21 protein-coding genes are annotated in these 25,677 nt (G+C 68.3%); 1 reads left to right on the top strand and 20 read right to left on the bottom strand.

Features of this window, described 5'->3' with window-relative positions; all coding sequences use genetic code 11:
* Nucleotides 1–645 precede the first annotated feature (645 nt).
* From AVCA_RS13700 to AVCA_RS13610, 19 genes are all read right to left on the bottom strand, one after another.
* Complete coding sequence (locus tag AVCA_RS13700; protein ID WP_012701559.1) at nucleotides 646–1,275, bottom strand: acetyltransferase; 630 nt, start codon at nucleotides 1,273–1,275, stop codon at nucleotides 646–648.
* Nucleotides 1,272–1,868 (bottom strand): sugar transferase, encoded by a 597-nt coding sequence (locus AVCA_RS13695; RefSeq protein ID WP_012701558.1) that lies wholly within the window; start codon nucleotides 1,866–1,868, stop codon nucleotides 1,272–1,274. The genes AVCA_RS13700 and AVCA_RS13695 overlap by 4 nt, the downstream gene beginning before the upstream one ends.
* Entirely contained in the window at nucleotides 1,868–2,992 is a 1,125-nt protein-coding gene (locus AVCA_RS13690; RefSeq protein WP_012701557.1) for a glycosyltransferase family 4 protein, read from the bottom strand. The genes AVCA_RS13695 and AVCA_RS13690 overlap by 1 nt, the downstream gene beginning before the upstream one ends.
* Nucleotides 2,989–4,209, bottom strand: a complete 1,221-nt coding sequence (locus AVCA_RS13685; RefSeq protein ID WP_012701556.1) for a hypothetical protein — start codon at nucleotides 4,207–4,209, stop codon at nucleotides 2,989–2,991. Before AVCA_RS13685 ends, AVCA_RS13690 begins: the two co-directional genes overlap by 4 nt.
* 13 nt (nucleotides 4,210–4,222) lie before the next feature.
* Nucleotides 4,223–5,308 (bottom strand): glycosyltransferase family 4 protein, encoded by a 1,086-nt coding sequence (locus tag AVCA_RS13680; protein WP_012701555.1) that lies wholly within the window; start codon nucleotides 5,306–5,308, stop codon nucleotides 4,223–4,225.
* A complete protein-coding gene (locus AVCA_RS13675) occupies nucleotides 5,305–6,555 on the bottom strand; it encodes a glycosyltransferase family 4 protein (RefSeq protein ID WP_012701554.1) in 1,251 nt (416 codons plus the stop codon). Before AVCA_RS13675 ends, AVCA_RS13680 begins: the two co-directional genes overlap by 4 nt.
* Nucleotides 6,552–7,682, bottom strand: coding sequence for a glycosyltransferase (locus AVCA_RS13670; RefSeq protein ID WP_236616171.1), 1,131 nt, complete (start codon nucleotides 7,680–7,682; stop codon nucleotides 6,552–6,554). Before AVCA_RS13670 ends, AVCA_RS13675 begins: the two co-directional genes overlap by 4 nt.
* Entirely contained in the window at nucleotides 7,651–8,787 is a 1,137-nt protein-coding gene (locus AVCA_RS13665; RefSeq protein WP_012701552.1) for a glycosyltransferase, read from the bottom strand. Before AVCA_RS13665 ends, AVCA_RS13670 begins: the two co-directional genes overlap by 32 nt.
* Complete coding sequence (locus AVCA_RS13660) at nucleotides 8,784–9,761, bottom strand: glycosyltransferase family 2 protein (RefSeq protein ID WP_012701551.1); 978 nt, start codon at nucleotides 9,759–9,761, stop codon at nucleotides 8,784–8,786. The genes AVCA_RS13665 and AVCA_RS13660 overlap by 4 nt, the downstream gene beginning before the upstream one ends.
* Nucleotides 9,762–9,919: 158 nt before the next feature.
* Nucleotides 9,920–10,798 carry a glycosyltransferase family 2 protein gene (locus tag AVCA_RS13655; RefSeq protein WP_012701550.1) on the bottom strand — a complete coding sequence of 293 codons (879 nt, stop codon included), beginning with the start codon at nucleotides 10,796–10,798 and terminating at the stop codon, nucleotides 9,920–9,922.
* 30 nt (nucleotides 10,799–10,828) lie between these two features.
* Nucleotides 10,829–12,151 carry a UDP-glucose dehydrogenase family protein gene (locus AVCA_RS13650; RefSeq protein ID WP_012701549.1) on the bottom strand — a complete coding sequence of 441 codons (1,323 nt, stop codon included), beginning with the start codon at nucleotides 12,149–12,151 and terminating at the stop codon, nucleotides 10,829–10,831.
* Complete coding sequence (locus AVCA_RS13645; RefSeq protein WP_231876428.1) at nucleotides 12,148–13,122, bottom strand: ATP-grasp fold amidoligase family protein; 975 nt, start codon at nucleotides 13,120–13,122, stop codon at nucleotides 12,148–12,150. Before AVCA_RS13645 ends, AVCA_RS13650 begins: the two co-directional genes overlap by 4 nt.
* Nucleotides 13,123–13,197: 75 nt before the next feature.
* Nucleotides 13,198–14,163, bottom strand: coding sequence for a phosphoribosyltransferase family protein (locus tag AVCA_RS13640; RefSeq protein WP_012701547.1), 966 nt, complete (start codon nucleotides 14,161–14,163; stop codon nucleotides 13,198–13,200).
* Entirely contained in the window at nucleotides 14,160–16,001 is a 1,842-nt protein-coding gene (locus AVCA_RS13635; protein ID WP_012701546.1) for an ABC transporter ATP-binding protein, read from the bottom strand. Before AVCA_RS13635 ends, AVCA_RS13640 begins: the two co-directional genes overlap by 4 nt.
* Before the next feature lie 735 nt (nucleotides 16,002–16,736).
* Complete coding sequence (locus tag AVCA_RS13630) at nucleotides 16,737–17,840, bottom strand: NAD-dependent epimerase/dehydratase family protein (RefSeq protein ID WP_012701545.1); 1,104 nt, start codon at nucleotides 17,838–17,840, stop codon at nucleotides 16,737–16,739.
* On the bottom strand, nucleotides 17,837–19,114 hold the full coding sequence (tviB, locus tag AVCA_RS13625; protein ID WP_012701544.1) for a Vi polysaccharide biosynthesis UDP-N-acetylglucosamine C-6 dehydrogenase TviB: 1,278 nt from the start codon (nucleotides 19,112–19,114) through the stop codon (nucleotides 17,837–17,839). Before tviB ends, AVCA_RS13630 begins: the two co-directional genes overlap by 4 nt.
* Nucleotides 19,115–19,168: 54 nt before the next feature.
* A complete protein-coding gene (locus tag AVCA_RS13620) occupies nucleotides 19,169–21,373 on the bottom strand; it encodes a polysaccharide biosynthesis tyrosine autokinase (protein WP_012701543.1) in 2,205 nt (734 codons plus the stop codon).
* Between the two features lie 32 nt (nucleotides 21,374–21,405).
* Nucleotides 21,406–21,852, bottom strand: coding sequence for a low molecular weight protein-tyrosine-phosphatase (locus tag AVCA_RS13615; RefSeq protein ID WP_012701542.1), 447 nt, complete (start codon nucleotides 21,850–21,852; stop codon nucleotides 21,406–21,408).
* Nucleotides 21,853–22,630: 778 nt separating this feature from the next.
* A complete protein-coding gene (locus tag AVCA_RS13610; RefSeq protein ID WP_012701541.1) occupies nucleotides 22,631–24,010 on the bottom strand; it encodes an MATE family efflux transporter in 1,380 nt (459 codons plus the stop codon).
* Nucleotides 24,011–24,160: 150 nt separating this feature from the next.
* Here AVCA_RS13610 and pdxB point away from each other — a divergent pair, with 150 nt between their 5' ends.
* Complete coding sequence (gene pdxB, locus AVCA_RS13605) at nucleotides 24,161–25,303, top strand: 4-phosphoerythronate dehydrogenase PdxB (protein ID WP_012701540.1); 1,143 nt, start codon at nucleotides 24,161–24,163, stop codon at nucleotides 25,301–25,303.
* Here the strand turns inward: pdxB and AVCA_RS26795 are convergent.
* A complete protein-coding gene (locus AVCA_RS26795) occupies nucleotides 25,300–25,500 on the bottom strand; it encodes a PA1571 family protein (protein WP_041807254.1) in 201 nt (66 codons plus the stop codon). The two genes, pdxB and AVCA_RS26795, sit on opposite strands and share 4 nt — an antisense overlap.
* Between the last annotated feature and the right edge of the window lie 177 nt (nucleotides 25,501–25,677).

Here is a 25,677-nt window from a genome sequence, read left to right as displayed (position 1 = left end):
AGATCCAGTGCATCGGCTGCTTGTCGAGGGGCCGGATAGTCCCTGTTTCGGGCCCCCGCCCGAGTCACTTTCTCTTTGCTCGCGCGAAAGAGAAAGTAACCAAAGAGAAAGCGCGCCCGATCATTCGGCCCCGGCTGCGCCGGGGTTCCCTCGCTCCGGCGCCGCTCCGGGGGCACGTCGCGAAGGGACATCCCTGTCCCTTCGCGACTCGCTCGGCGTCCTGCCTCGCGTCCCCCTCCGCGACACCTGCGCTCGGCCTCCTGAACGGGAGTCGGTTCCGAGCTGCCTGAAAGCGCTTTTGCTCTTCTTGTGGCACGGCCTGTCAGGCCGCGCCGGATGCCCCCTTCAGGAGGCCGAGCGGAGTCGTCGCGCAAGGGGATGAGCCGCAGGGATGCGGCGAAAGGCCCGAGGGCCATGGATGGCCTTTCGGGACGTGCCCCTGGAGCGACGACGCAGGGAGGGAACCCGGAGCGAAGCGCAGGGCCGGATGAGGGGGTGGCCTTCTTTTGGGTTACTTTTTCTTGGCCAGACAAGAAAAAGTGACTCGGCCGGGGGGCCGAAACAGGGACTGTCCGGCCCCTCGGCAAGCAGCCATGCCAAGGCTCACACAATCTTTCCAGTCCAGTTTCACCGGCCCCGTCGCCCTCAGCGGTTCAGACAGAGCGGCCGGGCCGGGACGCCGATCACCGTGGTGCCGTCCGGCACGTCGCTCACCACCGCCGCTCCGGCGCCGACCATCACCCGCCGGCCGAGGCGCAGCGACTGGCGCACGCTGGCGCCGATGCCGATCCAGCTCAGATCGCCGACCTGCACGCCGCCGGCCAGGTGTGCGCCGGGGCTGACGTGCACCGCCTCGCCCAGCCGGCAATCGTGATCGACGCTGCAGCCGGTGTTGAGAATGGTGCCCGGACCGATCCGGGCGTCGACGTTCAGCACCGCGCCGGCGAACACCACCGAGCCTTCGCCGAGCCGGGCATAGGTGCTGACCGTGGCCGCCGGATGGACCAGGGTCGCCAACCGCGCCCCGGCGTCGCGCAGGCGGCGCAGCCGGTCCTGGCGGATGCGGTTGTCGCCGATCGCCACCAGCACCCCGTCGAAACCGGAGAGGGCGTCGAACAGCATCGCGCCATTGCCGATCACCACCCAGGGACCGTTGTGCTGGCGCTTGGGCCAGGCATCGTCGAAGAACACCAGCGAGCGCCAGCCGCAGCGTTCGGCGGTATCCGCCACCACCTTGCCGTGACCGCTGGCACCGAGGATGGCCAGTCTTCTCATGGTTCGCTCCCGGTGAAACGGGCCATGGTCGCCTCGCCCTCGGCACTGATGCCCTCGCGCGCCAGCACCCGCTTCAGGGTCAGCAGGAGAATGCGCAGGTCGAGACGAAACGTGCGGTGTTCCACGTACCAGACATCCAGGCGGAATTTCTCTTCCCAGCTTAGAGCGTTGCGGCCGTTGACCTGGGCCCAGCCGGTGATGCCGGGTCGGACCGCGTGGCGGCGGGCCTGTTCCGGGCTGTAGAGCGGCAGGTAGTCCATCAGCAGCGGGCGCGGGCCGACCAGGCTCATGTCGCCCTTGAGCACGTTCCACAGCTCCGGCAGCTCGTCCAGGCTGCTGGCGCGCAGGAAGCGGCCGAACGGCGTCAGGCGTTCGGCATCGGGCAGCGGCGCGCCCCGTTCGTCCCGCGCCTCGCGCATGCTGCGGAACTTGAGCAGCTCGAACGGCCGGCCGTACAGGCCGGGGCGCATCTGGCGGAACAGCACCGGTGTGCCGATCCGCCGGCGCACCAGCCAGGCCAGCGCCAGCAGCAGCGGGGCGAGCAGCAGCAGGGCGACGGCGGCGACGAAAAGATCGAAGGAGCGTTTGAGCATCAGAGACCCATCTCCTGCAGCAGGCGGGCGTTGATCCGCTGCACATCATATTTCTCCTCGGCCAGTTGCCGCGAGCGGGCGCCCATGCGCACGGCCAGCGCCGGTTCCTCGACGAAGCGCTGCATGGCCCGGGCCAACTCGTCCACCGCCTTCACCGGCACGCGAAAGCCGTTGTCGCCGTCCACCACCGTCTCGCGGCAGCCGGGGGCGTCGGTGGTGATCACCGCGCGGCCCATGGCCATGGCTTCCAGTACCGTGCGCGGCGTGCCTTCGCGGTAGGAGGGCAGGACGTACACGCTGCAGGCGGCGATCGCCGGGCGCACGTCGTCCAGGCGGCCGAGGTAGTGCAGCGTGCCGTCGGCCAGCCAGCCGTCCAGTTCCGCCTGGCCGATGGCGTCGGGGTTGTCGTCGATCCAGCCGACCAGGCTGAACAGCGCCGCCGGGCAGCGGTTCTTCACCTGGCGCGCCGCCGCAGCGTATTCGCGCACGCCCTTGTCGCCCAGCAACCGGGCGATCAGCAGGAAGTGCGGTCGCGCCGGTACGGGCGCGACGGGGTATTCGAGCAGGTCCACGCCGGAACCGTTGATGACGCAGGAGGGCGTCGCCGGGCCGAGGATGCCCTGGCCGCGGAACAGGGCCTGGTCGTCCGGGTTCTGGAAGAACACCTTGTGGGTTCGCCGCAGCGCCAGCGCGTAGAGGCGCGGCAGCAGGGCGTGCAGCAGGCCGCGGGCGCCGCCGTCCCCCGCCTCGCCGAGGAAGGCGTAGCCCAGCCCGGTGATCAGCGCGAAGCGTCGCGGCACCCCGGCCCAGGCGGCGGCCAGCGAACCGTAGATCACCGGCTTGGCGGTGTAGCCGAGGACATGGGTCGGGCGGATGCGCCGCTTCAGCCGCCACAGGTGCAGCAGGGTGGCGCAGTCCTGCAGCGGATTCATGCCGGTGCGCCGCAGGGGAATGTCGTGCACCCGCAGACCGCGTGCCTCCAGGCGCTGGCGCAGGAGGCAGCCGGGCGCCAGGTGCGGCGCCGCCACGTGCACCTCCAGGCCGCGGGCGAGCAGGGCTTCGAGCAGCGGGCCGCGAAACGACAGGAGCGAGTCGGGGAAGCCGGCGACGAGCAGGAAGATCATGGTTCGCGCCTCTGTCCGGGCTGGATGCCGTAGCGCTGTTGGATCCGCATGACCGGCGTCGGCGACGGGCTGGCCGGGCGTACCTGCCGGCGCAGCGTGCCGAGCGCCGAGAGGAACAGGAGGATCAGCATGGGGGTGAACATCCATTTCTGGCGCAGGGCGATCCCCAGGTTGGCCGTGGTCATGGCCAGCATCGGCCAGGCGACCAGGGCGTAGCTCCAGAGGAACAGGCGATTCTCCGCGTAGCGCCGGCCGGGCGGGCGGCGCAGCATGGCGTGTCCGCCCATGACGAACAGGTAGAGCAGGATCAGGTTATCGAGGGCGGCGGCCATGGCGAAGATGCTGAACGCCTCGAACGGCAGCGGGCGGAACAGGTAGGTGAACAGTTGCATCGGCAGGCTCATGGAGGAGATATCCACCGCGCCGCCGCCCTTCATGTTGTGCTCCTGGCGGCCTTCCACGTAGTCCATCAGAGCGCCGGTATCGGTACCCTTCACCCCGGCGTACTCCAGCCCGAAGGGCACCAGGGCGGCGGCCGTGGCGATGGCGACGCCGCCCAGCAGCACCCGCCGGGCCAGGGAGGTGTCCGGGTGCAGCAGCAGGGACAGGCTCAGGCCCATGACCAGCATGCCGGCCATGTGCGGGCGGACCAGCAACAGGATGGCGACGGCGATCCCGACCAGCGGGGTGCGCCGCTGCAGATCCAGCGCCGCCCACAGGGCGAGGCCGGTGGCGAGGAAGGACGGGGCGTCCTTGCCGATGCCCGAGGTCCAGAAACTCACCGAGGGCAGGAACACGATGAGAGTGGCCAGGCTGCGGTAGAAGCGCCTCTTGCCGTGGGTGACGGTGCGCAGGCTGGCGTCGAAGGCCAGCAGGCCGAGACTGCCGAACAGGTTGTAGACCAGGAAGGTGCCGAGCAGGGACAGTCCCAGGTGCTCGATCAGCAGGCGGGTCAGGTAGACGATGCCGTAGGTGCCGACCTGGAACTCGCTCTCGGCGTGGTTCACCGCCATGCGGTAGTAACCGATGGCGTCGCCGCCGTAGGTCAGGGTGTACCAGGCATAGACCAGGCAGAACAGCGTGTGCCAGGCGTAGAGCGCCAGGCCGCGACCGCTGCCGGTGCGAAAATGGCGGCCGGCCCAGACGACCAGGAGCATGCCGGCGAGAAACACCAGGATGGCATCGACGAGCTGCCAGGTGGAGGAAACCAGGGGCATGGGTCGTCTCCCGTCAATTGACCAGGGCCTTGCCGGCGCTCGGCAGTGCCGCGCCCAGGGCTTCCAGCAGCACCGGGAACTGGCGCTGCAGCGAGTAGCGGTTCTCCACGGCCTGGCGCCCGGCCCGGCCCAGCCGTTCCCGTTCGGAGGCCGAACTGAGCAGTCGGGACAGGGCGTCGTGCCAGGCGTCGGCGGAGTCGGCCAGCAGGCCCGCCCCGCCGTGCTCCACGATCTCCCGGTTGGCGCCGGTCGGCGAGGCCACCAGCGGCACGCCGCAGGCCATGTACTGGATCAGCTTGTAGCCGCACTTGCCGCGTTCCCAGGGGCCGTCGGGCAGCGGCATGATGCCGATGTCCATGCGCCGGATCAGCGCCGCCTCGCGCTCTTCGCTCCAGGGTTCGAGCTGTACCTCGATGCCGGGCAGGCCGGCGCGGATTTCCGGCGTCGCGCCCACCAGCAGCAGGCGTGCGCCATGGCCGCGGCAGGCCTGCTGCAGGGGCGCGCGGATGTCGAGCAGGTACTTCTGGGTGGAGGGCGAGCCGATCCAGCCGATCACCGGGTGCGCGGCCGGCGCCGTTATGCGCGGCCGGTAGCGGCCGAGGTCGACCACGGTGGGAATGAGCGTCACCCGGGCCGCGCCGGCGGCACGGGCGCGCTCGGCCAGATAGCGGTTGCCGGCGATCACGCCGCTGGCGCCGCGCATGACGGCGTCGATCTTGTCGCCCAGCAGCCGGCGCACCAGGGGGCTGCGCGCCAGGTCGTAGTTGTGGAACACCGCATCGTCGTAGTCGACGATCCAGGGCGTGCCCAACTGGCGTTCGATCCAGGCGGGCAGGTAGGGGAAGAGTTCCTTCTCGATCCACAGCAGGTCATGGTCGGCGGCCCTGGCGAGCGCCGCCAGGCGGCTCAGATAGAGCGCGGCGGTCCGTCCCGGCGGGCGCCGGCCGTGCCGGTAGAGGCCTTCCAGCCAGGCTTCGTCGAACAGGCTCTGCACCCGGACCTCGTGGCCGGCGGCCCGCAGGTGGGGCAGGTACTGCAGGGTGCGCAGCCGGCTGCTGGCGCCCGTGCGCGGATAGCGGGTGAGCAGGAGGATCTTCATCGCGGCTCTCCGTGTGGGGGATTGGCGCGCAGGGGGAGCACCGTTGCGGACGCCCGCAGGGGCGCCAGGGCCGCCGCATAGGTGTCGACGCAGGCTTCCAGGGAAAAGTGGCGGATACCGATGGCCCGGCAGCGCACGCGCCAGGCGTCGCGCCGCGTCAACACCTGGTCGCGGAACCAGCGGGCCGCCCGCTCCAGCTCGGCGTCCGCCAGCCCGGCGAGCAGCAGGCCGCCGTCGGCGGCGATGGCGTCGGTGTCGCCGATGCCGGGACTGGCCAGCACCGGCAGGCCGCAGAGCAGATACTCGCCGAGCTTGATCGGCGCCACGCCGCGCATGGAAAAGCTGCCGCGGCGCAGCGCCAGGCCCAGGTCGGCGCAGGCCAGGTAGGCGGGCACCGCCTCGCCCGGCACGCTCAGGCAGGACACCGCCGGCGCCAGCCTGGCGAAGCGCTCCGGGCGCAGCAACTCCGGCGTGCCGCTCAGGACGAGCAGGCGGGCGTCGGCGCGCAGCCGGCGGACGAATCCGAACAGGCGGAGCATTTCCTCCGCGCAGTATTGCGGGCCGAGCGAGCCGGCGTAGACCAGAAGCGGCGCATCGGCGGCCACTCCCAGGCGCTCGCGCATGCGCCGGCGCGAGGCCTCGTCGCCCGGACCGAAGCGTTCGGTGTCGCGACCGTTGCCGACCACCTGGAACTTGCCGGGCGCGGTGCCCGGTCCGCCCCGCGCGAGGAGGATCTCCACCGCCTGGTGCGAACGGGTCAGCACCCGATCGGCCCGGCGCACCGCCCGGGCCTCGACCTCGCGCAGCAGGCGCTGGACCGGATCGCTCGGCGACTGGCCGGCGAATTCGACGCGCTCGTCCAGGGGCAGGCCGTCGGCGTCGAAGATCATCGGCAAGCCGTGCCCGCGCAGCGCCAGCAGGCTGGCCAGGGCCGGCAGCGTGCTGCGCGGCATCAGCGCGTCGATGCGCTGCTCGGCGATCATCCGGCGGATCGGCCGGACGCCTTCGAGCACGCTCAGCAGGCCGCCGAGGGCGCGCGGCCGGCGCCGCACCGGCTGCGCCCGGTAGGCGAGCCCGGCGCGCCGGCAGGCCTGGCGGCGGCACTCGATGAGCGACTCGTCGGCCCAGGTGAACTGCAGGACGTGGAACTGCAGTCCCGCCCCGGACAGCCGCTGGAAGATCGGCAGGAACAGGCTTTCCAGGTAGGTGACCTGCGGGCCGTCCCAGGTGACGAAGAGGATGTTCATGAGGCGATGCGCTGCGCGGCGAGACGCCGGTAGAGCCAGTCGACTTCGCGGACGTAGCGTTCCGCGCCGAAGTTGGTGCTGGCCAGGAGCTGTCCGACCCGGCCCATGGCCCGGCGCCGGAGCGGGTCGCGGCGCAGCTCCAGGATGGCTTCGGCGAGCGCCTGCGGCCGGGCGGGCGGCACCAGCAGGCCGCTCTTGCCCTCGTCGACCACGTCGGGGATGCCGCCCACCCGGGTCGCCACCACCGGCAGGCCGGCCTGCATCGCCTCGACCAGCACCAGGCCGAAGGCCTCCATGGCCGAAGCCAGGGCGAAGACGTCCATGAGCGCGTAGCAAGGCTGCGGATCGGCCTGGTAGCCGGCGAAGCGCACCTGGGCGGCGACCCCGAGGCGGCCGGCCAGTTCGCGCAGCATGCCTTCGTCCGGCCCGCGACCGACGATCAGCAGGCGCGCCTCCGGGCAGGCCGGAAGCAGCGCGGCCAGCGCGCGGAGCAGGTCGCTGACGCGCTTGTGGCGGTCCAGCAGCCGGCCGACGGTGCCGATCACGAAGTGCTCCGGGGCCAGCCCGAAGCGCTCGCGCAGCGCGTTCACCTGCCGCTCGTCGGGCGGCGCCGGCTCGGCCACGCCGTTGTTGATCAGGGTGACCTTGCTGCGCGGCAGGTGCAGGCGCTCGAGCAGGTAGCGCTCGACGGCGGGGGACACCGCCACCATCTGGTGGCTCAGCGTGCCGAGCAGACGGAAGAGCAAGTGAGCGCGCCAGTGGCGGCCGACCGGGTCGGAGGTTTCTTCGCCGATGATCACCGGCACCCCGGAGAGCCGTCCGAGAATCGTGGCCATGGACACGCCCTCGAACACCGCGCCGTGGATGATGTGCGGACGGTACTCGCGCACCACGCGCAGGGCCCGCCGGTACGGCTCGCGGTCCAGCACGCCGCGGAACACCCCGACCGCGTGCAGCGGACAGCCGGCCTCGGCGAAGCGCGCCGGCAGGGCGCCCACGGCCTTGGTGCAGACCAGCGACTGCTGGTAGCGCGAGCCGTCGAGCCGGCGGGCCAGGGTCAGGCGGCGCTGTTCGACGCCGCCGGAGCCGATGGTCTCAAGACAGTGCAGAATCCGAATCTTTTCCATGCTCGCCTTTGGCCTTTCGCGGGGTGAATCGTCGGTACAGGGTTTCCAGCCGGGCCTTGTAGCGGGCTGGTTCGAAACGTCCCTCGACGGCGCCGCGGGCCCGTTCGCCCATGCTTTCCAGCCGTCGCGGGCCGAGCCGCCAGGCCGCTTCGAGGACATCGGCGAGGGCGGCCGGCGTCGCTTCCGGCAGCAGCCAGCCGGTGACGCCGGACTCGACGATCTCCGGCGCGCCGCCCACCGCCGTGGCGACGACCGGAAGGCCGCAGCCCATGGCCTCGACCAGCGCCAGGCCGAAGCCTTCGGAGCGCGAGGGCTGGACATAGAGGTGGCAGCGGCGCACGTACGCCTCGGGATGCGCCCGGTAGCCCGGCAGATGCACGCGCCTGTCCAGTCCCCGGGCGCGGACCATGGCTTCCAGGCGCTGCCGCTCGCGGCCCTCGCCGATCAGCCAGAGTTCCACGGGAATCCCGCGGGCCAGCAGCAGGGCGGCGGCCTCGACCAGCGCCAGGGGGTTCTTGACCGCTTCGAGACGGCCGACGAAGGCGATGCGCAGCCCGTCCTCCGGCGCTGCCTGCCGGTCGTGCCGGTCCGGCAGCTTGACCGGGTTGTAGATGCGGATCGCCTTGTCCGGCGGCACTTCGCCGCTGTCGACCAGCCAGCCGGTCACCGCGTCGGAGATGCCGACGACGCAGTGGGCGCTGCGGTAGAGCTGGCGGAACACCCGGCGGGCCCGCGCGCTGTGCGTCGGGATGCCGATCTCCTCGGCGATCCGCACCGGCACCCCGGCCAGCCGGGCGGCGATCAGACCGTGGAAGTTAGCCTCGGCGCCGTGGGCGTGCAGCACCGTCGGGCGCAGCCGGCGGAGCAGGCGGACGAGCGCGAGGATCGCGGCCGGACTGGGGATCGCCGTCGGCTGGTGCAGGCAGCGGACCGGAGCGCCGAGGCTCTGCAGGCGGCGTTCGGCATTGCCGCCGCCGCCGATGGCGCAGAACAGATGCCGTATGTCGCCGGCGGGCTGCTCGGCCAGCAGTTCCATGCGCCGTTCCACGCCGCCGAAGTCCAGCGAGGCGAGCAGGTGGACGACCGATCGGGGCGAGGCGCTCATGGCCGGACCATGTCCTTGAGCGCGCTTTTCCAGCCGGCGAAGGTCCGGTAGCCGCCCGCCAGCCAGAAGCGCAGCAGTTCCGGGGAACGGCGCCAGCGCGGGCGCGCGACGATCGCCAGGCGTCGTTCGAACGCCGGAATCCTGGCCCGCAGGCGGGCCAGCGCCGGTTCCAGGCGCCGGTCGGCGCCCAGCGCCGCGAGGCGCGCCCGGCTCGTTTCGAGCCGTTCGAGGTACAGGTTCGCGTGGACGATCTGGGTCGCCCAGCCCTCGCGGGCGTCCTGCAGGCCATGGCTGGCCAGCACCCGCAGCCGGGACGGCCGGCCGGTGGCGCTGGAGACGCTGTGCGAGGCGTTGTTGCCGTGCCGGCGGTAGAACTGCAGCGGACGCTCGACGATCAGGCGCAGGTCGAGGAAGTCGGCGAGCTTGTTGATCCAGATGTCGTGCGGGATGTGGTGATGGCCGACCACCTCGGGAATCGGCAGGGCGATCCCGAGCCAGGCGCTGCGGATCGCCGTGCAGCAGCCGGTGATGAAATAGGTGTCGGCGAAGCCCAGGGCGCGGGTGTTGCCCAGTTTGCTGCGGCCGGTGGGCTCCAGGTTCTCCGTGGTGATTATCTGGTCGTTGAGCACGACCATCTTTTCGGGATGGGCGAGGAACGCCTGCTCGACGATCTCCAGCCGCTCGTCGAACCAGACGTCGTCCTGGTCGCTGAGGAACAGGAGGTCGCCCCGGCACAGGGACAGCGCCTTCTCGAAGTTCCTGACGTAGCCCAGGTTTCTCTGGTTGCGCTGGAGGCGCACGGGAAAGGGCGCCTGTCGCTGGAAGTTCTCCAGGATGTCGAGGGTCGCGTCGGTCGAGCCGTCGTCGCAGACCACCAGTTCGTCGGGCCGGCGGGTCTGGCGGACGAAGCTGTCCAGTTGTTCCCGGAGGTAGCGGCCGCCATTGTAGGTGGCCATGGCGATGGAGATGTTCATGGCGGTTCCTCGGCGAGGACAATCGAATGAAGCTGCGAATGGGTCGGGAGCGGACTGGCGAGAGTCGTCGCAATCTCTCCAGTCCCATACCGGGGGCGCCTCATGCCAGCCCTGGCCCCGGCTCGCCCTCGGACGCGGGAAGCCCGGACGGATTCCGCTCATTTGGGGCCGGGCCGCAGGGCGGGATCGAGCTTGCGCAGGTGCTGGCGGAGGTAGATGCGCAGAGGGCCGCTGTTCCTCCGGTGCAGTGTGTTCAGCCAGAGATCCCCCAGGGAAAACTCGCCCCGCAGTTCCCTGGCGTGGGAGAGCAGGAGCCGGCGGGATCTGGCGTCGTAGAGGTCCCGGTTACGCTCGCACAGCTCTTCGAGGGCGACATCCAGGGCGATGCTCCGGGAGACGCGCTGCGCCTCCGCCTCGTGGTCGTGGTGCATGACGTAGAGCGGCGTCCGCGCCCGGTGGAAGCGTCCGCCGTAGCCGCTGCAGAGGCGTAGCCAGGTATCCCAGTCCTGCAGGCGCCTGACGCCTTCCCGGAAGCCGCCGATGTCCTGCAGGCGCCCGGTCCGGGTCAGCACCTGGTTGGTCGCCAGGTTCTTGAGCAGCAACTGGCGCAGCGTGAAGGTCTGCGCTTGCAGCGGGTAGTAGGCCCGGAGCCGCTGGCCGGGCCGCTGGCTCCAGAAGTTGCTGCAAACGAAGGCGTAGCCGTCGTCCCAGGCGTCGAGCAGGGTCTCGAGCCGGTCGGGGGTGAATTCGTCGTCGTCGTCCAGCCCGGTGATGAACTCGCCCCGCGCGGCGAAGATCCCCAGGTTGCGCGCGCTGCAGGCGCCACGCGGGGCGGGGTTGCGCAGGTAGCGTATCTTCCGCTCGCTGCGCGCCAGCCGCGAGATCCGCTCGAAGGTTCCGTCCGTGGAGGCGTCGTCGCAGACCAGTATTTCGTGGTTGGCGTAGGTCTGGCCGAGTACCGAGCGCAGGGCGCGTTCGAGCTTTTCGAGCCGGTTGCGGGTGGGGATGTAGACGCTGACCAGCGGAGCCGGGCGCATGTCGCGTGCCTCGTCGGGGGAGTTCGCCGCTCAGCGGCCGATCGAGTGATAGACGATGCCTTTTTGCTGCATGCGCGTCGGCTCGAACAGGTTGCGGCCGTCGAAGATCAGCGGCTGGCGGAGCTGCTGCTTGATGAACTCGAAGTCCGGGGCCTTGAAGGCCTGCCAGTCGGTGACGATCACCAGGGCGTCGGCATCCTTCAGCGCCGCTTCCTTGGTGCCGCAGAGGGTCAGGTCGGTGCGGTTGCCGTACAGGCGCTGGGCTTCCACCATGGCTTCCGGGTCGTAGGCCTGCACCCGCGCCCCGGCTCTCCACAGCGCCTCCATCAGGGTGCGGCTGGGCGCTTCGCGCATGTCGTCGGTCCTGGGCTTGAAGCTCAGCCCCCAGATCGCGAAGGTCTTGCTCTGCAGGGTGCCTTCGAAGTGCTGGCTGATCTTCTTGTACAGGCTGGTCTTCTGTTCCCTGTTGCGCTGGGCCACCGCTTTCAGCAGCTTGGCGTCGAAGTCGATGTTCTCGGCGGTGCGGATCAGCGCCTGCACGTCCTTGGGGAAACAGGAGCCGCCGTAGCCGGCGCCGGCGTAGATGAAGTCGTAGCCGATGCGCGGGTCGGAGCCGATGCCGCGGCGGACCATCTCGATATCGGCACCGAGTATTTCCGCCAGGCTGGCGATTTCGTTCATGAAGCTGATCTTGGTCGCCAGCATGCAGTTGGCGGCGTACTTGGTCAGCTCGGCGCTGTGCGTGTCCATGACAATGATCTTTTCGTGGTTGCGGTTGAAGGGCGCGTACAGCTCGCGCATCACTTCCTCGGCATCGCGGCTGCCGGTGCCGATGACGATGCGGTCGGGGCGCATGCAGTCGGCGACGGCCGAACCTTCCTTGAGGAATTCGGGGTTGGAGACCACCTCGAAGGTCAGGTCGTCGCGTCCCCGGCGGACGAGGGTCTCGGCGACGCGGGCGGCGACCCGCTCGGCGGTGCCCACCGGGACGGTGGACTTGTCGACGATGACCTGGTGGCGTTCCATGTGCTCGGCGATGGTTTCCGCCACGGCCAGCACGTAGCGCAGGTCGGCGGAGCCGTCCTCGTCGGCGGGCGTACCCACGGCGATGAACTGCACCTCGCCGCGCTTCACGCCTTCGGCGGCGTCGCTGGTGAAGTTGAGGCGGCCGGCGGCGTGGTTTTCCCTGACCAGCGTCTCCAGCCCCGGCTCGTAGAGGGGAATATGGCCCTGGCGCAGGCGTTCGATCTTCTCTTCGTCGATATCGACGCACAGTACGTCGTGGCCGACTTCCGCCAGGACGGCGCTTTGCACCAGTCCGACGTAACCTATTCCGAATACGGTGACTTTCATGGTTGATCCTCGGCTTTTTCGGCTTCAGGTTTACGGCAGATCGAGAGTTTTCCGGATGGCCAGGCCGGCGGCGGTTTCTCGGGCCAGCCGAACTTGCTGCCCAGGATCAGATCCCATTCGGGCGGCAGGAAGCGGTAGGCGCCGGCGGCGGGGGTGATGGTCAGTTCGCCGACATAGATCTTTCCGTCGTGCCGGTAGCAGTCCACCCGCAGGTAACCGAAGGGGGCCGACAGCCTTTTCGCGATGTCGAGCATTTCCGGCAGTTCCGCTGGGCTGGCCGATAGTCGCGGGTCGTCGCTGGGGTCCTTCTGGGTCCGACTGAAGGGGGCGATCGACCAGTCTTCGAGAAACAGGTTTTGCGTCAGTTTTTTTTCGAAACGGCCCTGCATGACCTGTATGAACACGTAGGGCCGGTTGCCGGGCCCGCCGTTGAAGATGTTGAACTTGTAGTCGTCCGGAGGCTTGCCGTTGCAGAGCAGGGCCTTCTCGAAAATGATCTTCGGCTGGATGTCGCTGTAATGTTTTTCCCGGGCCTGCCGGGAAAAATCCTTTCTCAGCCAGTCGTTGGCGATGCGGGCCAGGACTTCCGGGTCCTCATGGGATTTGTCGGTGACGATCCGGGTCTGCCGCGAGCTGTGGTTGGCCTTCATCACGAAGCTGTCGGGCAGGCCTTCCAGGGTTTGCGTCGTCACCCGGTCGCAGACCAGATAGCAGGGCACCAGATATTCGGCGCCGATCGTTCTCTCTATGTATTCCCTGGCGCGGACCTTGTCCGCCAGGAGGGAGAACACCGGCGCGGGATAGCGCATCCGGTGGAATATCTTTTCGGAAAAGCGCCGGGGTTTCCTGAAGTTGCAGAATCTTTTGTGCAGCAGGAAATAGCGTCGTTGATAGAAGAGCGGTTCGGGCAATGTCCGATCCAGCAGCTTCTGGATCTTCCTGTAAAGGGCGGAAACCTTGAGAGGGAGCATTATTCCTGACCGACTGATGATGGTGGAAAGAAGGGCGTTGCTCCATGTGGCGTCTTGTTCCATCGGGAAATTTGTCTAACCCGGCTTCTGCGGCCGTCTTTTCAGGGCACTCGGCATCGATTGGTTGAGTTTCTTGAGGCTGCTGCGCAGGAGCCAGCGCGGGTTCCTGAAAAGGGCTCGCCAGGGGCCGGCCTGATAGATCCTGTTGTTGCCGACGCAGAACACCGGCTTGCCCGTCGCCCTGGCGATATCGAGCGCCTGGTCGGGGTCGCCCTCCAGGAAAAGGTCCAGCCCGGCCTCTGCCCGGTAATAGGCGGCCTTGCCGGGACCGCATGGGGCGGCGAAGCCGTCCTCGTGTTCCGCCGGGCCGAGCAGGATCAGCCGCTCGCAGCGGATGCCGTGTTTTTCCAGCCAGGCTTCGGTTTCCTGGCGGTACGCCTCCGGCCGGCCGCTGACGATGGAGTGGACCCTGCCGGAGGGCAGGATCAGCGGCCTGGCGTTGCGCAGGCAATCCAGGTAGCGCTCGCGGTCCCGGCTCTGCTCCGGCGTCGGGCTCACGCACAGCACGCCGTCGATGTCGATGCAGGTGCGGACCAGGATGCCGTGGTGGTAGATGTTCCATTCGAAGAGGCGCGGCCAGCCCAGGTGCCTGAAATGGAGATCGACCTCGGCGGGCGCCATCGAGGACGAGTAGACGGCCATGCGGATCACCTTGCCGGCGAACGCCTCGGGCAGCCGTTCGACGGCCGCGCGCATGGATTTGCCCGAGGCGATGCTGTCGTCCACCAGCAATACGGTCCGCGCGTCCCAGGCCCGGGCCAGGGGCTTGCCGGGGCTGCGCGTGCCACCGTTGGCGGGGCTTTCGTTGCGGCAGAACGATTCCAGGTCGAGGCAGCCCAGGTTCAGGTACAGGGCGATCATGTAGGCGGGGATCATGCCGCTGCGCGGAATGCCCACCACCAGGTCGATCCGCCTGTCGTGCAGCCGGTGCAGGTTGCTGCGGATGTCGTCGCTGAGTTCGGCGTAGGAAATGAAATTCATGGGGATCGCTCGCCCTGCATCGAATGCGTCTTGCCGGTCGCGGCCGGTTCCGCCTGCGGCGCGGGGGGCGCGCGGCGGACCCGGGGATGGCTTGCGCCGTGCAGCAGGCGGCCGCCGGCGAGTTCGTAGATGCAGTCGCAATCGCTCAGGGTCGAGGTGCGGTGGGCGATGATCAGTACGGTCAGCTCCGGCCCGAGGTCGCGGATGGCCTCCATCACGGCGCTTTCGGTGACGCTGTCCAGGGCGCTGGTGGCTTCGTCGAAGATCAGCACGTCGGCCCGCTTGTAGAGCGCCCGGGCGATGCCGATGCGCTGGCGCTGGCCGCCGGACAGGCGCACGCCGCGTTCGCCGATCCGGGTGTCGTACTGTTCCGCCAGACCCTCGATGAACTCGGCGATGTGCGCCTTGCGCGCGGCCTCGCGCAGGCGCTCCCGGTCCAGGTGGCGCCGCTCGACGCCGAAGGCGATGTTCTCGGCGATCGAGGCGTCGGCCAGGTAGATGCTCTGCGGCACGTGGGCGATGTGCGCCTGCCAGTCGCGCCGATTGGCCGGGGTCAGGGCGACGCCGTCGATGAGGATGTCGCCGCCGACCGGCTCCAGCAGGCCCATGAGCAGGTCCAGGGTGGTGCTCTTGCCGCTGCCGGTCTTGCCGACGAAGCCGACGCGGCTGCCCTTGGCGATTTCCAGGTTCAGGTGGTGGAGCACTTCCGGCCCGTCGCTGGCGTAGCGGAAGCCGATGTCGCGCAGCTCGATGCTCCGTTCGAAGGCCATCGGCCGCGCCGGGAGGGGGTTCCGGTACTCGGGCGGAATCGGCTGTTCGAGCAGTTCCAGGACGTCTTCGATGTTGCCCCGGTTGCCCATGATGGTCGACCAGCCGTGGTAGATCTGCTGCATCTGCGGCAGCAGGCGCTGCGCGCCGATGGCCAGGGCGCCGAGCACCGGCAGGGCGGCGCTCAGGCCGCCTTCGCGGCGGCTCAGCGTGTAGGCCAGCACGGCGATGGAAAGCATGCCGATGGCTTCGATCAGGTAGCGCGGCGCCGTGCCGAGAAAGGAGTTGACGACCTGCGCCTTGCGCAGGTCGGCGTCGACCTTGCGGAAGCGTTTGACGTAAAGCTCCTGGGTGCCGTCGATCAGGATGTCGCGGATGCCGCCGAGTCCTTCCTGGATGGCCTGGACCCGCACGTTGTGCGCCTGGGCGATGATCCGGCCGTTCTGGCGCAGCTTGCGCCGGGTGCCCAGGCTGATCAGCAGGTACAGCAGGCTGAACAGGACGCCGGCGGCGCAGGCGACCAGCGGATCGATCAGGACCAGGGCGACGAAGATCGCCGAGGTCATCAGGATGGCGATCAGGGTGTTGAGCAGCGGCATCAGCAGGCCGCTGACCACGCTCTGGACCTTGCCCATGCCGGCGATGATCTGGCTGGTGTTGCGCGCCACGTGGTAGCGGTAGGGCTGCAGCAGGGTGCGCCGGTAGACCTCGACGCCCAGATCGTAGCCGATGCCGTAGCTGGTCTTGTTGCCGGCCCAGATCAGTAGCATGCGGACGCAGGCGGCGAGTACCGCCGTCACGCCGAACAGCGCCGTGGCGGGCAGGAGGATGTTCTCGTTCCGCCAGCCGAACAGGTTGAACAGTTGCTGCAGCAACGGATAGTCGAGCGCCTTCTGCGGATTGGCCAGGAGCGTGAGCAGGGGGATGATGGCGCCGAAGGTCGCCAGCTCGGCCACGATACCCGCCAGCATGAGCAGGATCAGGGCGAGCACCTGCACGCGCCGGCGTCTGGACAGATGGGCATGGAGGCTGCCGAGGATGCGGCTCAGCGAAGGAGTGGTATCGCGCATGGGCAAGGGCTCGTTCGGATGGTCGGTGGCTGATGGAAAGGATCGGGAGAGTCGTGTGGAATGCCCGCCTGATATCGGACTGGAAAAGTTGTGTGCCTGGTCCGTTTCGGCGTGGTCTCCAGATCCGGTGCATCGGCTGCTTGCCGAGGGGCCGGACACTCCCTGTTTCGGCCCCCCGGCCGAGTCACTTTCTCTTTGCTCGCGCGAAAGAGAAAGTAACCAAAGAGAAAGCGCGCCCGATCATTCGGCCCCGGCTGCGCCGGGGTTCCCTCGCTCCGGTGCCGCTCCGGGGGCACGTCGCGAAGGGACGTCCCTGTCCCTTCGCGACTCGCTCGGCGTCCTGCCTCGCGTCCCCCTCCGCGACACCTGCGCTCGGCCTCCTGAACGGGAGTCGGTTCCGAGCTGCCTGAAGGCACTTTTGCCCTTCTTGCGGCACGGCCTGCCAGGCCGCGCCGGATGCCCCCTTCAGGAGGCCGAGCGGAATCGTCGTGGAAGGGGTCGAGCGGCAAGGATGCCGCGAGAGCCGCGATGGGCCATGGATGGCCCTTCGCGGCGGGCCCCTGGAACGGCGATGTAGGGAGGGAACCCGGAGCGAAGCGCAGGGCCGGATGAGGGGGTGGCCTTCTTTTGGGTTACTTTTTCTTGGCCAGACAAGAAAAAGTGACTCGGCCGGGGGGCCGAAACAGAAGGTATCCGGCCACTCGGCAAACAGCTATGCCGAGGCTCACACAACTTTCACCGTTGCGCAGCGAATTGCGCCGGCGCGGACGACGAAGACACCGACGTCGGGTTCCGGGCGATGTACCAGGGCATCGCCTGGGCGATGCCGGTCCGCAGGTCGTATTGCGGGAGGTAGCCCAGCAGGCGCCGCGCCTTGCCGATGTCCGCCAGGGAATGGCGTACGTCTCCCGGACGGAAATCTCGATGGAGCGGCGCCCGGCCGTAGCGCACGCCGTTTTTCGCCAGGCTCTGGCGCAACGCCTGGAACAACTGCTGGAGCGTGCTGCGTTCGCCGACGGCGATGTTGTAGACCTGATTGCGCGCGCGGGCTTCGGCGCAGGCGGCGAGCAGGTTGGCCTGCACGGCGTTGTCGACGTGGCAGAAGTCGCGGCTGGTGCTGCCATCGCCGTCGATGAACACCTCCTCGTCGCGCAGCATTGCCGCGATCCATTTCGGGATCACCGCGGCATAGGCGCCCTCCGGGTCCTGGTGCTTGCCGAAGACGTTGAAGTAACGCAGACCGATGCTGTGCAGCCCGTAGTTGCGGGCGAAAGCGTCGGCGTACAGTTCGTTGACGTACTTGCTCACCGCATAGGGGGAGAGCGGCCGACCGACGATGTCCTCGATCTTCGGCAGACCGGGGTGGTCGCCGTAGGCGGCGCTGCTGGCGGCGTAGGTGAAGCTCTTGACCCCGGCATCGCGGGCGGCCACCAGGATGTTGAGGAAGCCGTCGACATTGCTGGCGTTGGTGGCGATGGGGTCTTCCAGCGAGCGCGGCACCGAGCCGAGGGCCGCCTGGTGGAGGACGTGCTCGACCGGCCGGGGCCGGCAGCCCGGCACGACCGCCGCGAAGGTCATCGCCTGGCGGCAGTCGTGCAACTCGCGGATATCGCCGCGGATGAGCTGGAACCTGGCCCAGCGCGGCGCGGAAGTCCTTTGGCGGACCTCTTCCAGATTGTGCGGGTGGCCAGTGGAGAAGTTGTCCAGGCCCACCACCCACTGGTCGAGTCCGAGCAGGGTTTCCAGCAGGTTTGAGCCGATGAACCCGGCCACCCCGGTGATCAGCCAGGTGGCGGGCGTTTGCGGCAGGTCGTGGAGCAGGCGTTGGTAGCGTGTCATAGGCGCAGATCCGCTTCGTCGGGCTTGAGCAGGTACTTGAGGTCGTAGAGGACGTGGCCGGGCTTGCCGAAACGGCGGATGCCCGGTGCGCCCATGCTGCGGAACTGGTGGTGGGCGACGGCGAGGATGATGCCGTCGTAGGCGCTGGCCGGCGGTGAGTCCAGCGGCCTGATGTCGTAGGCCCGCCGGGCTTCCTCGGCGTCGACCCAGGGGTCGTAGACATCGACCGAGATGTTGTACTGGCGCAGTTCCTGGATGATGTCGACGACGCGCGTGTTGCGCAGGTCCGGGCAGTTTTCCTTGAAGGTCAGGCCCATGACCAGGGCGCGGGCGCCGTCGATCTGGATGCGCCGCCTGAGCATGGCCTTGATCAGTTGAGAGACCACGTAGCCGCCCATGCCGTCGTTCAGGCGCCGGCCGGCGAGGATGATTTCCGGGTGGTAGCCGATGGCCTCGGCCTTGTGGGTCAGGTAGTAGGGATCGACGCCGATGCAGTGGCCGCCGACCAGGCCGGGGCGGAACGGCAGGAAGTTCCATTTGGTGCCGGCCGCCTGCAGCACCGCTTCGGTGTCGATGCCCATGCGGTTGAAGATCACCGCCAGTTCGTTGACCAGGGCGATGTTGAGGTCGCGCTGGGTGTTCTCGATCACCTTGGCCGCCTCGGCGATGCGGATGCTGTCCGCCTTGTAGGTGCCGGCGGCGATGATTTCCCGGTACAGCGCGTCGACCAGTTCGGCCACCTCGGGGGTGGAGCCGGAGGTGATCTTGCGGATGCCGGTGATACGGTGCTCGCGGTCGCCGGGGTTGATCCGTTCCGGGCTGTAGCCGGCGTAGAAGTCGCGGTTGAACGCCAGGCCGGAAACCCGTTCGAGCACGGGAACGCAGCCTTCCTCGGTGGCGCCGGGATAGACGGTGGACTCGTAGACGACGATGTCGCCGCGCTTCAGCACCTGGCCGATGGTTTCCGAGGCGCGGATCAGGGGAAGCAAGTCGGGTTTCTTGTGCGAGTCGATCGGCGTCGGCACCGTGACGATGTAGAAGTTGCAGTCGGCCAGGCTGGCGATATCGGCGCTGTAGCGGAGCTGGCGCGCTTCCCGCAGTTCGTGGTCGTCGACTTCCAGGGTCCGGTCGTGCCCGGCCTCGAGGGCAGCGATGCGCGCATGGTCGATGTCGAAGCCGACGACCGGCCGGCGCTTGCCGAATTCGACCGCGAGCGGCAGGCCGACGTAACCGAGTCCGATGATGGCGAGTTTCAGGTCTTCCAGAGTATGCATGGCGATGCCCGTAACGATCGGCTGGGTGGAAGGGACTCCCGGTCCGGCAACGGCTCAGGCGTTGTCCGACTTGTACTCGTAGTGGTGGTAGGCGGCGTGGCCGTAGCCGTAGGTGGCGGCGCGCTTTTCCAGGCCATTGAGGATGGCGCCCTTGATTTCGATGCCGCTCTGCGCGAAGCGCCTGACGGTCATCTCGATTTCGTGGGCGGAGCTCACGCCGAAGCGGGTCACGATCAGCGTGGTGGCCGCTTGCCGGCCGACGATGGCGGCGTCGGTGACGGCCAGCAGCGGCGGGGTGTCGAGGATGACCAGGTCGTGGCTCGCGCTGGCCTGTTCGAGGGTGGCCGCGAACTCGGGGCGCATCAGCAGCTCCGAGGGATTCGGCGGGAGCTGGCCCCGTGGCAGCAGGAACAGGCCTTCGAGCGGGGTCGGGTGGAGCGCGTCGGCGAGCGTGCAGTGCCCGCCGAGCAGCTCCGCCAGCCCCGGGCTCGCCGGCATGCCGAGCAGCTTGTGCAGGTGGCCCTTGCGCATGTCCACGTCGATCAGCAGCACGCGCTTGCCGGCCTGGGCGACGACGGCGGCCAGGTTGGCGCAGATGAAGCTCTTGCCCGCCTGCGGGCCGGGACCGGAAATCACCAGGCGGTTGTCCTGGGCGCCCAGCGTGATGAAGTGCAGGCTGGTCCGCAGGCTGCGCAGGGCTTCCACCGCCGGATCGTTCGGGTGGCCGAGAGCGAGCAGCGGCGAGATGGCGGGATCGCCGGCCGGCAGGCGGCGGCGGATTTTGGCATGGACCTGGTGGGCGCTGAAGGGTACCGCCGCGTACACCGGCAGGCCCAGTTGTTCGATGGCTTCCGGGGTTTCCAGGCCCGGATCGAGCAAGCGGCGCAGCAGCACGAAGCCGATCGCCAGCAGCGCTCCGGCCAGGGTGGCGAGCACCTGGATGAGGCTCTTGTTCGGGGCGACCGGGCCGCCGTCGATGACCGCCGGATCGACGATGCGCACGTTGCCGATGGTGCCGGCGCGGACCAGATCCAGTTCCTGGGCCTTGTTCAGCAATTGGGTGTAGATAGTGGTGCCGACCTGCACGTCGCGCGACAGGCGCAGGAGTTCCTGCTGAGTTTCCGGCAAGCTCTGCACCCTTCTGGCGATTTCGTTCTTGCGCTGGGTCAGGCCCTGGATCTGTAGCAGCAGGGTCTTGTAGGCCGGGTGCTCGGGGGTGAAGCGGCGGTCGAGTTCGGCCTGCTGCATCCTCAGTTCCGAGATCCGCGTTTCCAGGTCGACGGCCTGGCTGAGCACGGTGCCGGTTTCCATGGCGATATCGACGGAGCCGTGTCGCTTGCGGTAGTCGTTCAGGGCGCCTTCGGCCTGGTCCAGTTCGCGTCGCACTTCCGGCAACTGGCTGCGGACGAACTCCAGGCTGCCGTTGGCCTCGGCGGACATGCGTTCGATATTCTGGCGGACGAACAGGCGGCCGATCTCGTCCACCACTCGGCTGGCGTGCTCGGGGTCGGGGTGTTCCATGGCCACGGTGATCAGGCCGGTGTCGGTGCCCAGTTCGGTGAGCTGCAAGGCGTTCCGGTAACTGCGCACGGTGCTCGAACGGCTCGCCTTCTTCAGGGTGAAGCGGGTACCCGGCCGGGCCTGCAGTTCGCGGATCTGCAGGCGGATGCCGTTCCGTTCGATGGCTTCGCCGACCCGTCCCCGCAGCAGCGGCTCGCCCTCGCTTTCCTGCAGGGTGAAGGCGCCGTCTTCCCCGGCGATGAGCAGGAAAGCCTTGCCGATCCGGCTCGGCTCGACCTCGAAGCGCAGGATGTCGATCTTCTCGCCCCCCCAGGCGTATTCCTGCAGACCGAGCAAGGGCGGCGCGGGCTCCGGGCCCCGGTGGCGGCGGGCGAGGTAGTCGCCGAGCAGCGGAAAGCGCTGGGGCGTGGCCCGGACGTCGAGGTGCAGGTTGTCGACCGCCTGGCCGATCAGGCTGCGCGAGCGGATCAGTTCGATTTCCGTCCTGGCGCTGGAGGCCTGGGTGAAGTCCCCCATCTCCAGTCCCGGAACGGTGCCGCTTTTCTTCTCGATCTGAACCAGGGCGCTGGTGCGGTGGATCGGTGTGGCGAACAGGCCGTAGAGGGTGCCGCCCAGGAAGAACAGGAGGGTCAGGCCGAGGATCGGCCACTTGTGGTCGAGCAGGGCGCCGAGCAACTTGCGCAGGTCGATGCCGGCTTCCTCGCGGTCTTGCCGGCTGGATATGGAAGTGGGGTGCATGGGGAGGTTCCCTGGAGGAGGCGCTCCGGCAGTCAATGGCTCAGGCGCACGGTCCATGCCTCGACGGCCGTGCGAATCTGTCGGTAGGCCTGTTCGAAGGCCGTCCGATCCCGGCGGAAGGGGTCCTGGATTTCCGCTTCGTCCTGCCATTTGCCCAGCAGGAAGGTCTTGCCGCGCGCCTCGGGGGCGATCCGGTAGATGCTGTCGAGGTGTTGGCGCTCCATGACCAGCACCAGATCGGCCTGTTGCAGCATGCTGCGCTCCAGTTGGCAGGCCCGGTGTGTGGGTGGACGGTGCCGGTGTTCGAGCAGTACCGCGCGGGCGGTGGGTTCCATCGGCAGGCCGACCCGTGCCGCCAGACCGGCGGAATCGATTCTCACGGTTCGCTTGTCGTGGGATAGCGCTTCGCTCATCAATGCCTGGGCACTGGGACTTCGACATATGTTGCCGATGCAGACGATCAATATCCGTTCGAGCACTTTGTATGCTTCCGGAGTTGGGGCGGCAGAGTATGGAAAGATCGGTGTCGACAATTGCAGATGCTTCAGTTGAAGTCCGTGGCGGACTTTCCATTGTCAGTCATCGAAACTTTCCGGGACGAGCGAGACGATGTTTTCGTGGTTTCGCGATATGTATGCTGGCGTTCTTTCCCGTTCGGGTACGCTACCGCCCCAGGATTTGGCGTCGGCCTCCTGAAGACGAGCAAACAGCCATTCCGGGACGCGCGAACCGCCTGTACACCGCCTCGTACGGGCTGGCGTCCGGTCTTTCGGTCATGTTCATCGCCGGAATGCTTGCTCGGCACTCGATCCACCGTGCGAACAACAGCAGGGTACTTCGTGGATTTCCATGTTTTTATATTTATATATTTATGGCTTCGCTATGGTCATTCCCGTTCGATTGCTGCTAGCGAGTTAATGTTACTTTGCCGAACCGCAACGAAGTAATCCATGCAGAAGTGGCAAAGTGTAGTTCAGGGTTTTTTACAGGATTGTCATGTTCATCCGTCAACCGATAGGCGGTCGCTTTTCGGAGATAAGATGAAGTTTCCCGTTGTTACGCTGCCGTCCGCTCAAGTCGCCGGTTGGTTTTCCATGGTTATTTAAATTAAGTGCACTTTCGTCGGCGAAAAGCTTTGTCCGCTTCGGCCGTGAACGAAACGTTTTACTGACATCTTGAACGAGGTCGCCGACGACTGGCGTCAGCGCGATGAGCGGGTGATGCCGATACGGGCGGTGGAGCGTGCAGGAGGCCGGTTCAAGCCGCGGCGGGTCCGTGAATGTGCCGGCGTGCGCTGCGGATCAGGCGTGCGCCCAGCAGGAGGGCGGCGCAGCTCAGGCCGATCACCATGCCCTGCCAGAGCCCGCGCGGGCCGCTGGACTCATCGAGCCATCCGCCCAGGCCGAGGCCGTAACCGATCGGCAGGCCGACTCCCCAGTAGGCGAGCAGGGTGATCGACATGATCGCGCGGGTGTCCTGGTAACCGCGCAGGGCGCCGGCGGCGGTCACCTGGATGGCGTCGGAGAACTGGAAGAGCGCGGAATAGAGGAGCAGGCTGCTGGCGATGGCGATCACCGCCGGGTCGCTGCTGTAGATGTGGGGAATCCGCTCGCGCAGCAGCAGCATGAGGCCGGCGGCGAGGGTGGCGAAGCCGAGCGCTGCGATTATCCCCGTGCCGGCGCTGAAGCGGGCGTCGCGGGGACTGCCGCGGCCCAGGGCATGGCCGACGCGAACGGTGACCGCCATGCCCAGGGAGTAGGGGACCATGAACACCAGGCCGGAGAAATTCAGGGCGATCTGGTGCCCGGCGACCACCTGGGCGCCCAGGCCACCGATCAGCAGGGCGATCACCGAGAAGATGCTCGCTTCGGCGAACACCGCCACGCCGATCGGCAGGCCGACGGCCAGCAGGCGGCGCAGTTCCGGCCAGCAGGGACGATCGAAGCGCTCGAACAGCCGGCTGGGCCGGTAGTGGGGGGCATGCCTCACCCAGAACAGCATGGCCAGCAGCATGAAGACCATCACCAGGGCGGTCGCCCAGCCGCAGCCGACTCCGCCCATGGCCGGCAGGCCGAGCTTGCCGTGGATGAAAACGTAGTTGGCCGGGATGTTCAGCAGCAGTCCGGCGATGCCGATCAGCATGCTCGGCCGGGTATGCCCGAGTCCGTCGCTGAAGCAGCGCAGCACGTAGTACAGGGCCACGGCCGGTATGCCGCAGGCGACCGCGCGCAGATAGCCCATGGTCGGTTCGATCAGGCTGGCTTCGACCCGCATTAGGTGCAGGGCCGGCTCGACGTTCCACAACAGCAGCGCGGCGGCGCTGCCGGCCGCCAGGGCCAGCCAGAGCGCCTGGCGGACCAGCGGGCCGATTTCCGGCTGCCGGCCGGCGCCGCGCAGGTGCGCCACCCTGGGCGTGGTGGCCAGCAGGATGCCGGTGCTCAGCAGATAGGCGGGTACCCAGAACGAGTTGCCGAGGGCGACCGCGGCGAGGGCTTCGGGCCCGACCCGGCCGGCCATCAGGGTATCGACGAAACCCATGGCGATCTGCGCCAGTTGCGCGACGACGATCGGCAGGGCGAGGTCGGCGAGCGCGCGCAGTTCACGGCGCAACCGCCGCAGGCGCGGTTCGGGTGGCATGTAGGTATCGCCGGGCGGAACGGAGGGGCGGGTAGTCTAAGTCCTGCGGATTGCCTGTCAAACACCGCATGGCGGCATTCGGCTGTTCGATGCGACTCACGCCGGAGCCCGGAGGGACTCTAGAATGGATACCCCTGAAAGGAGTCCGCCATGCGTATCCTCGCCGACGAAAACATTCCTCTGGTCCACGCCTTCTTTTCCGCCTTCGGCGAGATCCGCCAACTGCCCGGTCGCGCCATCGTATCCGGTTCGCTGGGGGATGCCGACGTGCTGCTGGTGCGCTCGGTGACCCGGGTCGATGCCGCTCTGCTGGAAGGCAGCCGGGTTCGCTTCGTCGGCACTTGCACCATAGGCACGGATCATCTGGATCTGGACTATCTGCGCCGACGCGGGATCGCCTGGGCCAGTGCACCGGGCTGCAACGCCCGCGGCGTGGTCGATTACGTGCTGGGCAGCCTGTTGAGCCTGGCCGAGCGGCAGGGTGTCGACCTCGCCTCCCGCTGCTATGGGGTGGTCGGGGCCGGTCAGGTCGGCGGGCGGCTGGTCGAGGTGCTGCGCGGGCTCGGCTGGCGCGTGCTGGTCTGCGATCCGCCGCGCCAGGCGCTGGAGCGGGGCGATTTCGTCGATCTGCCCACCCTGTTGCGCGAGTGCGACGTGCTGAGCGTGCATACGCCGCTGACCCACGAAGGCGCGCATCCGACCCGGCACCTGTTCGGTCGCGAGCAATTGGCGCGGCTGCGGCCGGGTACCTGGCTGATCAACGCCAGTCGCGGCGCGGTGGTGGACAACCGGGCGCTGCGCGAGGCGCTCGCCGGCCGTACCGACCTGCAGGCGGTACTGGACGTCTGGGAGGGCGAGCCGCTGGTGGATGTCGCCCTGGCCGGGCTCTGTCATATCGCCACGCCGCATATCGCCGGCTATAGCCTGGATGGCAAGCTGCGCGGTACGGCGCAGGTCTATCGGGCCTTCTGCGAACAACAGGGCGTGCCGCCCGGCGTGCTGCTGGACGAACTGCTACCACCGCCCTGGCTGGGCGAATTGGGACTCGACGGCAGAGCCGATCCGGCCTGGGCGCTGGCGACCCTGTGCCGGGCCGTATACGACCCGCGCCGGGACGATGCCGATTTCCGCCGGTCCCTGGAAGGCGACGAGCAGGCCAGGCGCAGCGCTTTCGACGCCCTGCGCAAGCACTATCCGCCGCGCCGGGAGATCGACGGCCTGCGCGTGCGGCTGAGCGGCGAGGCGCCGCGCCTGCGGCAACTGGTGCGGGCGCTGGGGGCCGAGCCGGTCTAGTCCGACCTGTGGCCGTCGACGGGAGCTTGGCGCGGAGCCGCTGCCCAAGTCTTGTCGAGAAGCCGGCAGGCCTTCTGGATCATGCCCTCGGTAATGGGAATTTCCCGCCCTTGTTCATCGATGACGGCTCCGCCGCTGGGCTGGCGGGAACGCAGGAGGGCGGTAAGGCGCTGGGGACTGTGTTTGCACGGACACATGATGATCGGCTTCCCTCGGCTGATGGGCTGCGCTCTGCAGTCTAGTCGCCCGGGACGGTGCGGGGAGGGGCTGGTCGGCCTGTCGTGCATACAGGCGGATGAGTCGCGGAGGGAGGATGGAGGAGCGATGGGGCATCGTCGCGGTTTCGCCCGGTCCCCGGATCGCCGGCAGGTGCT

Source organism: Azotobacter vinelandii CA (genome assembly GCF_000380335.1).
Lineage (GTDB): Bacteria > Pseudomonadota > Gammaproteobacteria > Pseudomonadales > Pseudomonadaceae > Azotobacter > Azotobacter vinelandii.
The sequence above is the reverse complement of the archived record's forward strand: the minus strand, read 5'-3'. Positions and strand labels throughout refer to the sequence as shown.

Bases quoted from the DNA above. Each gene is read 5' to 3' on its own strand.
- AVCA_RS13700 (WP_012701559.1), bottom strand. From the start codon at position 1,275: ATGAGAAGACTGGCCATCCTCGGTGCCAGCGGTCACGGCAAGGTGGTG.
- AVCA_RS13695 (WP_012701558.1), bottom strand. From the start codon at position 1,868: ATGCTCAAACGCTCCTTCGATCTTTTCGTCGCCGCCGTCGCCCTGCTG.
- AVCA_RS13690 (WP_012701557.1), bottom strand. From the start codon at position 2,992: ATGATCTTCCTGCTCGTCGCCGGCTTCCCCGACTCGCTCCTGTCGTTT.
- AVCA_RS13685 (WP_012701556.1), bottom strand. From the start codon at position 4,209: ATGCCCCTGGTTTCCTCCACCTGGCAGCTCGTCGATGCCATCCTGGTG.
- AVCA_RS13680 (WP_012701555.1), bottom strand. From the start codon at position 5,308: ATGAAGATCCTCCTGCTCACCCGCTATCCGCGCACGGGCGCCAGCAGC.
- AVCA_RS13675 (WP_012701554.1), bottom strand. From the start codon at position 6,555: ATGAACATCCTCTTCGTCACCTGGGACGGCCCGCAGGTCACCTACCTG.
- AVCA_RS13670 (WP_236616171.1), bottom strand. From the start codon at position 7,682: ATGGAAAAGATTCGGATTCTGCACTGTCTTGAGACCATCGGCTCCGGC.
- AVCA_RS13665 (WP_012701552.1), bottom strand. From the start codon at position 8,787: ATGAGCGCCTCGCCCCGATCGGTCGTCCACCTGCTCGCCTCGCTGGAC.
- AVCA_RS13660 (WP_012701551.1), bottom strand. From the start codon at position 9,761: ATGAACATCTCCATCGCCATGGCCACCTACAATGGCGGCCGCTACCTC.
- AVCA_RS13655 (WP_012701550.1), bottom strand. From the start codon at position 10,798: ATGCGCCCGGCTCCGCTGGTCAGCGTCTACATCCCCACCCGCAACCGG.
- AVCA_RS13650 (WP_012701549.1), bottom strand. From the start codon at position 12,151: ATGAAAGTCACCGTATTCGGAATAGGTTACGTCGGACTGGTGCAAAGC.
- AVCA_RS13645 (WP_231876428.1), bottom strand. From the start codon at position 13,122: ATGCTCCCTCTCAAGGTTTCCGCCCTTTACAGGAAGATCCAGAAGCTG.
- AVCA_RS13640 (WP_012701547.1), bottom strand. From the start codon at position 14,163: ATGAATTTCATTTCCTACGCCGAACTCAGCGACGACATCCGCAGCAAC.
- AVCA_RS13635 (WP_012701546.1), bottom strand. From the start codon at position 16,001: ATGCGCGATACCACTCCTTCGCTGAGCCGCATCCTCGGCAGCCTCCAT.
- AVCA_RS13630 (WP_012701545.1), bottom strand. From the start codon at position 17,840: ATGACACGCTACCAACGCCTGCTCCACGACCTGCCGCAAACGCCCGCC.
- tviB (WP_012701544.1), bottom strand. From the start codon at position 19,114: ATGCATACTCTGGAAGACCTGAAACTCGCCATCATCGGACTCGGTTAC.
- AVCA_RS13620 (WP_012701543.1), bottom strand. From the start codon at position 21,373: ATGCACCCCACTTCCATATCCAGCCGGCAAGACCGCGAGGAAGCCGGC.
- AVCA_RS13610 (WP_012701541.1), bottom strand. From the start codon at position 24,010: ATGCCACCCGAACCGCGCCTGCGGCGGTTGCGCCGTGAACTGCGCGCG.
- pdxB (WP_012701540.1), top strand. From the start codon at position 24,161: ATGCGTATCCTCGCCGACGAAAACATTCCTCTGGTCCACGCCTTCTTT.
- AVCA_RS26795 (WP_041807254.1), bottom strand. From the start codon at position 25,500: ATGTGTCCGTGCAAACACAGTCCCCAGCGCCTTACCGCCCTCCTGCGT.